Source organism: Enterobacter sp. 118C5 (assembly GCF_034107645.1).
In the GTDB taxonomy this organism is placed as follows: Bacteria; Pseudomonadota; Gammaproteobacteria; order Enterobacterales; family Enterobacteriaceae; genus Enterobacter; species Enterobacter nematophilus.
The window spans coordinates 288196-302327 of sequence record NZ_JAWNEU010000001.1 but is presented as its reverse complement, the minus strand read 5'-3'; the positions used below and the strand labels follow the sequence as shown (position 1 = coordinate 302327).

At 58.5% G+C, this 14132-nt stretch carries 11 protein-coding genes; all 11 read right to left on the bottom strand.

Translation table 11 applies throughout. The features are described 5' to 3' along the window. Positions 1-86 precede the first annotated feature (86 nt). Positions 87-1160, bottom strand: coding sequence for a hypothetical protein (locus UTO39_RS01435; protein WP_320726259.1), 1074 nt, complete (start codon positions 1158-1160; stop codon positions 87-89). 22 nt (positions 1161-1182) lie between these two features. Next, positions 1183-1617 carry a hypothetical protein gene (locus tag UTO39_RS01430; protein WP_243865780.1) on the bottom strand — a complete coding sequence of 145 codons (435 nt, stop codon included), beginning with the start codon at positions 1615-1617 and terminating at the stop codon, positions 1183-1185. Positions 1618-1641: 24 nt separating this feature from the next. Next, complete coding sequence (locus UTO39_RS01425; RefSeq protein WP_320726258.1) at positions 1642-2697, bottom strand: PAAR domain-containing protein; 1056 nt, start codon at positions 2695-2697, stop codon at positions 1642-1644. Between the two features lie 22 nt (positions 2698-2719). Further along, positions 2720-4678 (bottom strand): type VI secretion system tip protein TssI/VgrG, encoded by a 1959-nt coding sequence (locus tag UTO39_RS01420; protein ID WP_320726257.1) that lies wholly within the window; start codon positions 4676-4678, stop codon positions 2720-2722. A 65-nt stretch (positions 4679-4743) separates the two neighbouring features. Further along, positions 4744-6159, bottom strand: coding sequence for a serine/threonine-protein kinase (locus UTO39_RS01415; protein WP_320726256.1), 1416 nt, complete (start codon positions 6157-6159; stop codon positions 4744-4746). 24 nt (positions 6160-6183) lie between these two features. Beyond that, the gene (gene tssH / locus UTO39_RS01410) at positions 6184-8799 is read right to left on the bottom strand and encodes a type VI secretion system ATPase TssH (RefSeq protein WP_320726255.1); all 2616 of its coding nucleotides are present in this window, start codon (positions 8797-8799) and stop codon (positions 6184-6186) included. A 38-nt stretch (positions 8800-8837) separates the two neighbouring features. Continuing rightward, entirely contained in the window at positions 8838-9881 is a 1044-nt protein-coding gene (tssG, locus tag UTO39_RS01405) for a type VI secretion system baseplate subunit TssG (RefSeq protein ID WP_320726254.1), read from the bottom strand. Beyond that, positions 9878-11749: a type VI secretion system baseplate subunit TssF gene (gene tssF, locus UTO39_RS01400; protein WP_320726253.1), complete on the bottom strand. Its 1872-nt coding sequence runs from the start codon at positions 11747-11749 to the stop codon at positions 9878-9880. The genes tssG and tssF overlap by 4 nt, the downstream gene beginning before the upstream one ends. Positions 11750-11751: 2 nt before the next feature. Further along, positions 11752-12315 (bottom strand): type VI secretion system baseplate subunit TssE, encoded by a 564-nt coding sequence (gene tssE / locus UTO39_RS01395; RefSeq protein ID WP_320726252.1) that lies wholly within the window; start codon positions 12313-12315, stop codon positions 11752-11754. Beyond that, positions 12308-13120: a type VI secretion system accessory protein TagJ gene (locus UTO39_RS01390; RefSeq protein ID WP_320726251.1), complete on the bottom strand. Its 813-nt coding sequence runs from the start codon at positions 13118-13120 to the stop codon at positions 12308-12310. Before UTO39_RS01390 ends, tssE begins: the two co-directional genes overlap by 8 nt. A 9-nt stretch (positions 13121-13129) precedes the next feature. Further along, positions 13130-14122: a hypothetical protein gene (locus UTO39_RS01385; protein ID WP_061097938.1), complete on the bottom strand. Its 993-nt coding sequence runs from the start codon at positions 14120-14122 to the stop codon at positions 13130-13132. Between the last annotated feature and the right edge of the window lie 10 nt (positions 14123-14132).

Below are 14132 nucleotides of genomic sequence, written 5' to 3'. Positions count from 1 at the left end.
AGCGGTAAGATATTCTTCCTGTGCAACAAAACAAAGCCACATTTTATGTGGCTTTGTTTGGAGGGCATTAAATTAATATTGTGAAGTCACAATTTTTCTATATGAAATGTAGAAAGAATGATTTCCATGCATCGTTTATTGGCTTCGTAAGAATAATTCCGATGATTACGATGAGGCCCAACCACCTCAACGTAACACCATAAACCATTAATTTCAAAAATACGCATGTCGTAAAAAGCCCTGATATTCTCAGCAGCGCTGACAACCTCTCCCGTACAGCTATAAAGATCGCCTGTAAACGTGAGATTAATATCATTTGGGATGCTGGTGATGTCCGACGTAGTAAGAGAGACCGCACTATCGTGGCGGTTAAAGCGCGCGGTTGCTTCTTCGAAAATAGCCTGCACAGAAGGAAAATCAGCTTGACGGAAGAGACAGAAGTTAATCACTCCATGGTTGATATTACCTATCGTATGTTCAATTACCAGACGATTATCATCCAGCGTACGCACCTGCCATGAATCCGGAATTTTAAAACCACTGTCATTTTTATTGCTCAGGCTGACTGTTTTCAACAGTTCTGAAAGCATCAAATTGCTGCGATGCATCAAATCCCAGTTGATAGCAATCAGGAAAATAGTATCGGCAGTCGTATTGTAATCCTTCGAAGCACAAGCCGTTTTCAAAAGGAAGTAATTCCCACCCCCACTTACTGGGTTATAATCCTTCTGCACCGTATACCGTGAAATGACCTCATCACCCGAGGGCATCGTTTTAATGGACAGGATATCCGCAAACTTCCCACTTCCTGAAGGATGCGTGATTATCCTCTGGTTCAGAATTTTCTCACCCATTAAATCGAGCTTGTTGATTAGCCAATCTGACGCATTCATCTCCCACTGGCAGTGTTCGTATGCCGCCCAGACTTCAATATAGGGGCCGGTGTCATCGGTGATATATCTGCCGATGTTCGTCAGTCCAACCTCCTGAAACGTGACTGGCTTTATTTCTGCTGGCTTAACATTCTTTGGTAACAGCAGCCAGTAGTGAAGCATCTCTTTTTCTGCAGAGGTATAGAGACATTTCCAGAAATTTTCCCGAATCTCTTTTTCCTGGTCTTTCATCTCAAGAGGAAAAAGATACGTTTTTTCAGTAACCATTATGCAACCTCACTCGTCACGCTTACTTAAGCCATAATCCTGAAAACATAAGGAAGCTTCCGAAGCTAATTAAGCTTTTAGCAAAGATAAGTAAGCCAGGCGCCACGGCACGTGTCATAGACGATAATTTTTCATAATTGTCCGCGTTGTATCTTTTGTGCCCCCCCATAATCCCGGAAAATAGCGTACAGAGCAGCACTACGGTGACCTTTAATCCCCAGACGCACAGGAAAGACATAGAGAGAATGATAGAATACTGTTTGGCCGTTGCGACGGAAAACAATGACATTGACTGAGCAAGCCATTTCAACGTAAAGCCAATGACGACCGTAGCCACTAACACCAGAACGAACATCAACCCCGCCAGGAGCCACTGTTTTTTGTTAAATAAATCTTTTCCATTCCAGATTAGCACTAGTGTCCAAATCATAAAGAGAAGAAAGAAAAACCAATGCATCACAACGTTCCCCATTTACACATTTTAATCTCCTATCAGGACTGTAACACAGCCCGTCAAAATCACACCATCGCCACTGCCCGCCGCTGGAGACGGCTTACTTTCATCATCGTCATAAATCCAGTCAAGGATCGGTTTTAGCGCAAATTTGATACTGGCATCCCCTCCCAGACCGAGCGCCACTGCAAGCTCACCTGACACCTTAAGGTTAAATGAATAATCCGTGCTATCAATCCAGGTTCCCACGCCAGCAGAAGCGCCAGCGCTCCCTGCACTCCCTGAAAGTTTGCCATCGGCAACGACTACGCCATAAAAATCGGCTTTAGCCGTCGCCTCTCCTTTGACCGCCGCAGCTTCTGCGCCAAGTTCAACATTAAAACCATAACGCCCTTTATTACCGCCGTACATTTCACTGACGGCCTTCGCTTCAGCGGTTGCCAGGTAAACATCCCCGCCAACGCCGCCATATTGCTCCCCTTCTTTTCCGATGCTTCCCGAGGCGCCATATTGTATCGCGGTGGCGTTGGCATTGAGGTTAATAGCCCCGTAATCGGCCCGGTCGGTCACTAACGTGCCGCTGGCATTCGCCACCCCTACTTTTGTACGCACCTCGCCTTTATATTTATCCTGGCTTTTTGTATTGCCGACCGTAATATCGGCAAGCGCGAATCCGGCTGATGCCGTATCGGGTTTTCCAAAGCCGGATTTATCTTCCAGACTTGCATAGGCGCCGAGCACCCGGGCGTCGTAAACATCACCATGTATAGCACCATCTTTACCCGCATCCTTCGCCGCCGTCCCTCCCCAATATTGCGGAGGTGCGGGTTGAGTGGTTGCGACCGCAGGCGTCGCTGAGGTATTGCAAACCGTCTTGTCACCTTCCCTGGCGAGAGGTAAGCCGTTCACAAATACCGTTGTTGAACCGCTGAGAATACTTCCCTGACCATGTTGAGAGCATGAAAGCGGATCGCCTTTTCGTGCCGCCGGAAAGCCGCCAATAATGACGTTGGGACTTCCGCTTTGAATTGGGCCAGTATGTGCGCTGGAATCAATGCGCGCTCTGGCGGCTGGTTTTCCCATAATAGCGTTCTCTGTACGCAGATTAACTGTTAATTTTTACAATCGCGCCCTTAATATCGGTCAGGTTGGTACCCGTTATACTCACCGTATCATTTGCCTTGAGCTCGGTATTAATACCATCACCCAGTTTCGTAAGTTCATTACCTTTGAAGATGGCCTGTTCCACAGCCTCTGCTTTGAGGTTGCCTTCGCCTACGTGAATCTCAATGGTATCCGGGGCGATCAGAATATAGTTGTCTTTAACTTTAAGTTTAATCGTGGTCACAGATTCCAGCAGCGCGTTACCTTCTTTATCCATGGTCAAAACAGTTTGATCTTTCCCAACGTTTATAACGTGCTTGTTACCAATATTATGCGTTTCATTATTTCCTACCTCTGATTTCAGGTTCCGCTTGATCGTAATATTTTCATCTTGTCCGACGTTTTTTCTACGATCGACACCAACATCAAGGGTTTCAGAATTTTCAATATCCGTATCCATATTTTTCTCTGCATGGATCCAGATCTGTTCGTGACCGGCTTTATCTTCAAAACGGAGAATATTGGCATTGTCTTTATGGCCATCTTTGCTGCGGCTATAAAAACCCATCTGCGTCGCCGCAGCCGGCAGCGCCCACGGCGGCATGCTCGCGTCGTTGTACACGCGCCCGGTTATAATCGGACGGTCCGGGTCACCGTTGATAAAGTCCACCACCACCTCGTCGCCGACGCGCGGGATCTGCACCCCGCCGTAGCCCTGGCCCGCCCACGCGCTCGACACGCGCACCCAGCAGGAGCTGGTGTCATCCCCCTTCGCCAGCCGGTCCCAGTGGAACTTCACCTTCACGCGACCGTATTTGTCCGTCCAGATACTCTCGCCCTTCGGCCCCACCACCTTCGCGGTCTGCGGGCCGTAGGTGCGCGGCCACGCCGTGCTCTGCGCAGGACGGTACACCACCGCCGACGGGATGACAGTGAAATCGGTGCGGTGAATGGTCTCCCCCTCGCCGCTCGCATAGCGGTTCTCTTCGAAGTGGTAGCCCGCCGCCGTCACCAGATATTCGCCGTTGTCGCTGAAGAACGGCGCGTTGGTTAACGTGAAGGTATGCCCCGGCGCTATACCCGCCGCCGTGGCGGTGGCCTGAATCTGCTGATGCTCAACCTGCCAGCGTTCCTGACGGATACGGGCATAGAACTCCCCGTGACCTTTGTCCACAAAGCGCCCCGGCCAGTCGTACACGTCGATGCTCCCCGGCTTCGGCGACGCCGGGTTCTGCTGGGCCTGAAACAGCCACGCGTTCGGCTTGCGGAAATCATAGTCGTCGAGGCTGTAAATCCCCGGCGTCACGCTGTCCTCCAGCGCCCACTGGCTGATGCCCTCTTCGTCCGTACTGCCGCCGGACGGCGTCTGGTGGTAAGGAATGACCTCATAGCCGCTGAACGGCTGATGCTGCGTGGCGGCGTCGGTGAGCACCAGGGTGTGTTTGTCCGCCTCGTGGCTGAAGTGATACGCAATCCCTTCCAGCTCCATCAGGCGGCTGATGAAGTCCAGGCTCGACTCCTGATACTGCACGCAGTAGTCCCACACCCGGTAGCTGCCGGTGAGTTTATCCTCAACGTTAACCTGGTGCTCGCCCAGCAGGGTTTTGACAATCTGCGGCACCGTCTGGCCCTGGAAAATACGCAGGTTGCGGTCGCGCTTCATCGGCCACAGGTCCGGCTCCACCGTCAGCTGGTACACCGCATAGCGCGTGCCCGTCAGCTCAACGGCGCTGACCGCCACGCGGGTAATCTTGCCGTTAATGTAGCGGGAGCTCAGCAGGTTCTGCGTCGGGATGGTCACCGTGACCGGCTGGCCGAGCAGCCTGCTGCGGTCGATGCGCGCGTCCGTGCCGAGCACGGTCAGCGTCAGCGCGAACGACTCGGACATCGCCTCGCGGCCCGTCAGTTTCCAGAACAGAAGCCCCTCCACCGGGAGCTGAACGGTAATTCGGTTGAGCATAATCTTTATTCCATCTAGCTTATGCGATTCAGAAAAGAGGTTCGCATCTGTGACTGAGCGTAATTCTACGGATTCACCAGCCAAGTGCCCGGCTTGGTGATCTCCAGCGTCTGGCTGCGCGTTCTCCCGTTACCCTGCAGTTCAATTTTCGTCTCACCGGCTGGCAGCTTGAGCGATGCATAGCCGTTGGTCGCCGGACGCAGCGCTTTTGGCTCGCCGTTCACTTTCAGCGTTTCACCGTCCTGGATACGGATATAGACCAGCGCAACAGGGCTCTCGACAGGCGGTGGCGTCTGTTGCGCCGCCTGCTCGCTCGCCTTCGCCGTTTCCGGCTTCACGTCTGGCGTGTTCGCGGCGGTTTCAGTCGGACGCGTCTCTGCCGGGGCCTGTGCAGCCTGCTCAGGCGCATCATTGCCGCCGCTGAACAGCATCGCGCCGGCGACAACACCCACCAGCACGCCCGCGGCAACCATGCCCGGGATCTTGTAACGCCGCCAGTCGAGTGCCGAAGCCGGCTTCTCTTCCTCAACCGGAACCAGCATGGTGCCGGTCTTTTTGGCGGTCAGCACATCGTTGATCCCGGCGACCGGCATCTCAATCAGCGCGGCGAATTCGTCGATAGACTGCGGACGGTCCTCCATGTGCAGCGCCAGCGCGCGATCGATGGCCTGCAGCAGCGGGATGGAGTAGCCCTGCGGCATGATTTCCACCAGCGGTTTGCAGGTGTCCTGAATGGAGCGCACCACGCTGACCGGCGGCGGAGAGCCCACAATCAGGGTACGCAGCACCGCGCCGAGGGCGTAAATATCCGTCCACGGGCCCTGCTCGCTCTCGTTGTCGTCGGTGTACTGCTCAATCGGCGCAAAGCCGGGGCGCAGCATGGTTTCCGTTTCGTCGGAGAGGTTACCGATGGTGCGGCGCGCGGAGCCAAAGTCGAGCAGCACCGGCAGGCCGTTATCCTGGATCTGAATGTTATCCAGCGAGATGTCGCGGTGCAGATAGCCCTCATCGTGGATGGTCTTGATCGCGCCGAACAGCATCGGCAGCGTGCGGCGAATCCAGGCCTCGTTGATCAGCTCCGGCTTTTCTTCGCGCAGGCGTGAAAGCGTGGTGCCGCTGTAGAACAGCGTTCCCATGTAGGCCGTGTCGTTTTGTACCCAGAAACGCAGCACGTGCAGCAGGTTCGGGTGGTTGAACCGCGCCAGCAGGCGGGCTTCCTGGATGAAGCTGTTCAGGCCCGCGGAAAAGGCTTTGCCAAAGCGCTCGCTGCGCAGCACCAGCGTCATGTCCTCGCCGCGCACGGCGAGGGAGGAAGGCATAAACTCTTTGATAGCGATAGTGCGTTCGAGCTGGTGATCCCAGGCGCGATAGACGATGCCGAATCCGCCGCCGCCAATTACCTCTTTAATCTCAAACTCATTGAAACGGTACCCGACCGGGAGCGCGTTTGGGACAGTCCGATTGTTATCATTATCCGTCATCTTTTACAGTTCTCTTGATGATTATTACGCGGCAAACTGACAGTGGAACTCGCCCTGCTCGCAGGTAACGTGCAAACGACGATACTGCTCGTCGCTGCGGCTGGCGGTAAGTAAAATCTGGCTCATCTGCGGCAGCAGCGTATTGGTCAGAATTGCATCCACCATACGCCCGCCCGACTCTACCTCGGTACAGCGCTGAACGATCTGTTCAACCACGCTGTCGTCAAATTCAGAAATTATGTTGTGATTCTCTTCCAGACGACGCTGAATGCGCCTGAGCTGCAGGCGCACAATCTGCCCCAGCATCGCGTCGCTCAGGGGATAATACGGCACCACCAGCAGACGGCCCAGCAGCGCAGGCGGGAACACCTCCAGCAGCGGCTGGCGCAGGGCGCCGCTTAACGCGTCCGGCTCAGGCATCAGTTCCGGGTCGGCGCACATGGCGGCGATCAGCTCGGTGCCAACGTTGGACGTAAGAATAATAATGGTGTTACGGAAATCAATATGGCGCCCCTCGCCGTCTTCCATCCAGCCTTTGTCAAAGACCTGGAAGAAGATCTCATGAACGTCCGGGTGCGCTTTTTCAATTTCGTCCAGCAGCACCACGCTGTAGGGGCGGCGGCGCACGGCCTCGGTTAAGACGCCGCCTTCACCATAGCCCACGTAGCCCGGAGGCGCACCTTTTAACGTCGACACGGTGTGCGCTTCCTGGAACTCGCTCATGTTGATGGTGATAACGTTCTGCTCGCCGCCGTACAGGGATTCCGCCAGCGCCAGCGCGGTTTCGGTTTTCCCGACGCCGGACGGGCCGCACAGCATAAATACGCCCACCGGTTTGTTCGGATCGTCCAGCTTCGCCCGCGAGGTTTTCACGCGGCGGGCAATGAGATCCAGCCCGTGACGCTGGCCGATAACGCGCTGGTTCAGCGTATCGGCGAGGTTGAGTACCGCGTCGATCTCGTTTTTCACCATCCGGCCAAGCGGGATCCCGGTCCAGTCAGAGACCACCGCGGCGACCACGTTTTCATCTACCGCCGCAAACAGCAGCGGCTCGTCACCCTGTAAGGCGTTCAGCGCCTGCTGCTGCTCCGCCAGCTGGCTGCGCAGCTCAGCGGTCTCTTCCTCGCCCGCCGCAAACAGCGCGGCGCGCAGGCGGATAGTCTCCTGCACCAGGCTGCGCTCTTCTTCCCAGCGCCGGGACAGGGCTTCGCGTTTTGTTTCATACGCGTCGCGCTCTGTGGTTAATGCCGTTACGCGATCGGCATCACCGGCACCGACGCGCGCTTCACGTTCAGCGATCTCAATTTCTACGTCCAGCGCGGCAAGATGGCGCAGGCAGTCTTCCAGCTGCGCCGGCGGCGCGCTCTGGCTGACGGCCACGCGGGCGCAGGCGGTGTCGAGCAGCGCAACGGCTTTGTCCGGCAGCTGACGCGCCGGAATGTAGCGATGGGACAGCTTCACCGCCGCGCTGACCGCTTCGTCGAGCAGCAGGACCTGGTGGTGCGTCTCCAGCGGCGACACGGTGCTGCGCAGCATCAGAATCGCTTTCGCTTCGTCCGGCTCGTGAACCTGCACCGTCTGGAAACGACGGGTCAGCGCCGGGTCTTTTTCAATGTACTTTTTATATTCCGCCCAGGTGGTGGCGCCGATGGTGCGCAGCTGACCGCGCGCCAGGGCCGGCTTCAGCAGGTTCGCCGCATCGCCGGTACCCTGCTGGCCGCCTGCGCCAATCAGGGTGTGGATCTCATCGATAAACAGAATAATCGGCGTGGCGCTGGACTGGACTTCGTTAATGAGCGCCTGCAGACGGGCTTCAAATTCGCCTTTCATGCCCGCGCCGGCCTGCAGCATGCCGATATCCAGCAGCCACAGCTGGATATTTTGCAGCGGCTCCGGGACGTCGCCGTCGGCGATACGCAGCGCCAGCCCTTCCACCACCGCCGTTTTCCCGACCCCGGCTTCCCCGGTCAGCAGCGGGTTGTTCTGGCGGCGGCGCATGAGGATATCCACCATCTGGCGGATCTCCTCGTCGCGCCCGACAACCGGGTCAATCTTCCCGTCGCGAGCGCGGGCGGTCAGGTCCTGGCCGTACTGGGCCAGCGTACCCTGCGCCGCCGGGACCGCACCCGCGGGCGCGTCGACGGCGGCAGCGGCCTGCTGCGTCTCTTTGCTGTTGGCGCAAATCGCGTCGAACTGCTCAATCAGCACCTCGACGTTAAGGCGGGTGAACTGCGATGAGATGCTTTTCAGCACGTTTGCCAGGTTCCAGGTTTTGAGGATGCCGATCAGCAAATGGCCGCCGCGAATGCGGTTGACGCCAAACTTCAGCGAGCCGAAGACCCAGGCGCGCTCCACGGCGCTGTCGATATGTTCGGAGAGATCGGAAACGGAACTTGCCCCGCGCGGCAGGGCGTCCAGCGCCGCCACGATATCGCGCGTCAGCTGCTGTTCGTCGAGGGCAAAATGGCGGATGACCTGCTGCAGATCGCCATCCTGCTGCTGCATCAGCTGATGCAGCCAGTGCACCAGCTCAACGTAGGGGTTGCCGCGCAGCTTGCAGAAGGCAGTCGCGCTTTCCAGAGAGGTAAATAACAGCGTATCCAGTTTGCCGAAAAGCACGGCACGGCTAATTTCTGACATGTTAGTTTCCATTAACAATGATTCGGTATACGGAAGGATTACCGCTCTGCGCGATACACCAGATCGCCACGCGGGACAGGCTGGGGTTGATGCCCCAGCCAGGTGTTATAGCCTAATCGCCCGGTGCCGCCGAGCGTGGTGCCCTGCACCGCGTCTTCACGCAGGATCACCCGTGTTTCCCATTCAAACTCAATCCCCGCGTACTGGCGCACCCAGTCGCGCAGCTCGGTGACCCACGCTTCGCCGGGCAGAAAACGGTTGTACTCCTGCGCGCTCAGCGGGCCAATCTCGATGCGAAACTTATGCTGCACGTCTCGCACCGCAACGCCGAGAAAAGCGGATTCCCCCATGCGCGGGATGCGGCGTCCTGCTCCCAGCTGCGCCTGCTCGCGCGCGGAGAGCGGCATCCACTGCGGCACGTTGCTCACCAGCTTAACCGGCGCTTTAAAATAGTCGCGCAGGATCTTCTCCAGCCCCTCCGGGTCCCGCCCGTGACGGGTCAGGTGCCCGGCGTGGGTAAAGCGGGCATGGGCGCTCAGGCTGCCCTTGTTCATCTGACCCGGCTGCCCCATGCCAATCAGCGACGCCAGGTAGCCCTCAAAGCGCCTGTTGTCGGCGCGATCGAGGGAAACGGCGGGCTGTGCGTCCGCCCAGGCGCGGTAAAACAGCAGCGCCAGGCGATGATGGAACAGATCGGCAAACGCGCTGAGGCTGGTGTCCTGGTGATGATGAATACGCTCGCGGGCGTACTCGGTCATGTGCACCGGCAGCGGGCCGTTCGGGCCAAACAGGCCAAAGCTGAGGATCGACACCTCATGCAGGCCGCTTTCCTCGCGTTGTCGTACCTGGGCCAGCGTCGACGGCGCAAAGCTCATTGAGGGCTGCTGGCCAATGCGCAGCGGCTCAAATTTCGGCAGCGGCGCGCGTCCCAGCGGGTAGCGCTCGCCGCCCTGAGCATCAATGCGCCTTAACAGCTGAAACAGATCGTAGCGCCAGGGCGTCTCGCGGACTCCGTGCCAGAACGTATCCGGCAGCTTCGTCAGGCGATGCACGCGCAGCGGTGCGGTCGCAGCGTCACTCATACCAGCGCCCTTTTACCCATGCGCGGCGCCCAGTAGCCTATCTCGCCGCGCTGCTGGCTTTTCAGGGTGAACTCCGTAAAGCTGTTGATGGTGACCAGACGGGCAAAGAGGCGCTCCATCACGCTGCCGAAAAGCCACGGGCTGGCGCCGGAAAACGCACGCTCGTCCACCGTCAGGGTGATGCCAATTCCGCGGGCGAAAACGACCGGTCCGGGCTCGGGCACGCGGCGGTGCACCGGCTCCAGCACGCAGTGGCGAACCCCCTCCACCTGACGCGCAACCGGCGTTTCGGCCAGGTTGGCGTACAGCCCTAACAGCTGGCGCAGCGCCGCCGCCCCCTCTTCATTCTCGCTGTCCATCAGGCTGAGATAGTTCATCTGCAGCTGGCTGATGAGCCGCCAGGTGCTGAACCCTTCCGCCAGCGCCGGACGCGGCGGCGTCGGGCCTTTGCGCAGAGTCAGGGATTTCACCGGCATGGAGTCGGCCATAATGAACTGCCCGAGCTCCTGCTGCAGCATCAGCGGCAGGTCGCGGCTGGTGCAGAGCACCTCGGCGGAGATGTAGCGCAGGTTTTCCTGCCACGGCGCATGCTGCTCATCCACCAGCGAGACAAAGACCTCCGAGCCGATATAGCCGGTACGGGTGCCGTAGCGCAGGGCATGCTCAGAGAGCACGCGCTGTTCCCGGCGCAGGGAAAAATAGGCTCCGTAGTTGCCCGCGTCGCCGCTCCAGGTGCTCCAGAAAGGACGAAACGTCTGGTCGTCACGCTGGCCATCGGCGCTGCCAAAAATTTTATTTACCGCGTAAATTTCGTAGTCCAGCGGGCGGATATTATCGACCACCAGATGGTATTCATGCTGCCCTTCATTCAGCTTCTGCCGGGCCGCCACTTTCGGGAACAGGTTGATGACCGGCGTGCAGTGCAGCGCCAGATGGCTGGCGTCGACCACGCGCTCCAGCTGTTCATCCGTCTTATCCAGCAGAATGAAAATATCGAAAGCTTTTTCGTTTTCACAGCGCTGGATAAGCGCGCCCAGACCGCTCAGGCTGATAAAGCGGAAGCGGGCCGGAAACGCAAAATATTCCTGCAGCAGACGGTAGCCGTCAAAGTTGCGCAGATCGTCCGGGAGCAGCGCCTGGTCCGGCGCAAAGCCCTCCTGACGCAGCGCATCCGTTGCCAGCAGCTGTCGCTGCGGCTGCGGGCCGACCGTCTGGCAGACAATCCCGGCGTGGTGCTCCATGACCAGCTCCAGCAGCTTCAGCGCCTCAATGTCCGGGCCGCTGAGGAAAAACTCCAGCCGGTCAAAATTCAGGTGCCCGAGGTTTTGCGGGCCGTCGCAGGCAATGCGGATCCGCAGGGCGCTGTTGATCCCCCGCTGGCTTAAGCCGAGCTGCGCCAGCGGCAGGTCAGCGGGCACGCCGCCAAGTTCCACTTTGTCGATTTTCAGCGGCAGCAGATTAACCTCGTGCGCGGTGGTATAGCTGCAGGTTACGCCGGTTTTCTTCAGCGCCAGGCTGTCCATCATGGTGCCGCGCGGCACGATAAAGCCGTTGCTCAGATCGCCGCGGCTGCTGTCGGGCTCAATTTCCGCAATCGCCATTGAAGGGGTGGGCGCAAGGTAGTTCGGCGCGATCATCTCCAGCAGACGCTGGGAGAAGCGCGGAAACTCCGCGTCCATTTTCATCTGCACGCGCGAGGTGAGAAAGGCGAAGCCTTCCATCAGGCGTTCGGTGTACGGGTCCGCCACTTCGATGCCGCGCATGCCCAGCCGCCCGGCGACCTTCGGATAGCGTTCGGCAAACTCGGCCCCCATTTCGCGCAGGTAGGCCAGCTCACGGTTGTAATATTCGAGCAGTTTACTTTCCATGATTACCCCGCATCTTTCAGTTCAAAATGGCCGTTTTCCAGATCGACATCGGTGCGAAACAGAAACTCCAGCGGGTACGGCACACACCATAAGCGCCCTTTAATCTCGATGGAGAGCACGTTGTGCAGATCCAGCGAGGAGGTATCCGACACGCAGCGGACCTGCAGCCCCTGGGGCAAAATGCGCGGTTCAAAATTGACGATCGCCTCGGTGAGCTTGCGCTGGATATCGTGCCATTCAATATCCGACATTCTCTTCCCGGCGAGCGGCGCGACGCCAAAGTTAACCACCGAGCGGCTCACGTGCGGCAAGGCGCTCAAATCGCCGGAGGCATCGTGATTGATGGTGTTAAACAGCCACTGCAGATCCCGCAGCACGTTACGACGCAGCGCAGCGTGGGTGATAAGGTTGCTGTTAGCCGGCTCGCGCTTTTTTTCCGGGTCGTTATCGGTGAGGCGATCGAGCAGCGACGGCTGCATTTTGTCGCGCGCCCCCACCTTTTCCTGCCTGCTGCGGGCTTGCCAGCCGCTGCGCAGCAGATCGCCTTCGCCAGCGGGATTACTCATTGGCTCCATCCGTCGCAAACGTCACGAGACTTAACGACAGCAGCGGGCTTTCGCTTTGCTCGCTGAGCCAGGCTTTCTGGCCCATCCCTTCGTACAGGGTGCCGTCCTCGTCGAGCGGGCGCCACTCGGTAGTGCGGCCCAGTTTGATCGCATCCGAAGCATCGGCAGCAAACGGGTAACGCGCCGGGATCTGACACACCTGCTCCGTACCGTCGGTCAGGCGCACCAGCGCGTGACGCCAGACCAGGTCGGTCACGCTCGCCGGGGCCTGGAAACGGATCTCGGCGATAGCGTTAAACGGCAGCCAGAAATAACGGCCGTTCACAATGGTTTCGCACACCGGGCCGAGACGGGCATCGCCGTCCATCAGCCAGTCAAACGCCCGTGTCTCCTCGTTTTCCAGGGTGACGTGACCGGGGGTGGCCTGCGCCTGGTCAAGCGCTTCAAGGCGCAGCGACCGGGCGCGATCGCTCTCCTCGCTCAGCGCTGCGGCCAGGGTAGTCAGCCACGGCCACTGGGCTTCAGGCATGGCCGGACGCGCCTGCCCCGCCATCACCTGCGCGCGCTGCAGCTCGCCCTGAATGGACTGCTCCAGCAGCGTGACGGTCGGCTTCGCCTGCGGCTTCAGCGCCAGCCAGCTTTTCAGCTGGGTCAGCGCGCGCGTCCAGTTGCCGCTGAGGGTTAAAAACTGCACGAACGCGGCGCGAAGGTCGGCATCCGCCGGACGGGCTTTGATTTCAGCCTCAAGGCGCGCCAGCGCGTCGTTGAGCGTTTCACCCGCCAGGTGTTGATAGAGCGTATTCATAGCCATTCCTTAATTCGCCGCGCGCCAGGCGCCCACTGCCGGATCGCGCAGCTGAGGGCGCAGGGTATCAATCAGAACGATATTCAGCTGAGTGCCGGGTGCGACCCAGGCACTCCAGGTTTTCTTCACCGCCGCAATACGCGCCTGCAGCTTTGCATCGTCGCTGGCGGTTTCGCGGGAAATTTCTACCGCCACCGTGCCGTTGCTCTTCCAGCTGTTCAGGGTGCTGTCGTAAGGCAGGATCATCCAGCTCTGGTCGCTATCAGGGGTGCTAAATACCATGCGCTCTTTGTTAACGGAGGTGATAAGCGCGTTTTCCGGATCGGCACTCTGATTCAGCCCCATCACCGGGAAGCCGTGAATGTAGGTCACCGCCATCTCTTTTTGACCGCCATTGCGGGACTGAGAGATAACGGTGTGACCGCTCAGCCAGCTGCCGTTACCGCAGCGGGTGGTGTCAGAATCTGGAATAAAGAGCGCCGGAGCGGACGCGCCGCCCTCCCAGAAGGTGCGCAGGTGGCAGCCGTCCTGCAGAGTAAACTCCTGCCACGGCGTGCGGTCCGCGGCAACCGTATGGGCGGCAACGTTCTGATCCGGAGGCAATAACGCGCCGCTGGAAGTGGTCGTGGTGACGGCAGGCGCAGCCTGCTGCTGTTTCACCACCAGCGCCCACTCCTGCGCTTTGGCTGCCGTGCCCTGCGCCAGCGTTGTCCCCTCGGGATCGTTGAGCGTCCAGCTGAGTTTATTCAGTTTGCTGCACTGGTGTTCCAGCAGCGAGCCAAGACGCGGCACAAAGTTTTCCAGCACAGAGACGTCTTTCTTGCCGTTCGCCACAATGCGCAGCGCCACCTCTGGCTTACACCAGCTCTGCGGAGTGTTGTCTTTGATATTGTCGATCCAGATATCCAGCTTCTGCGCAGGAGACTGCACGATGCGGAAATTCTCAGCCTGCGCGGTGGAGGTCACCGCCAAAAGTGCCAAACCCGATAGCCAAAGTTTCATATCGTTCCTT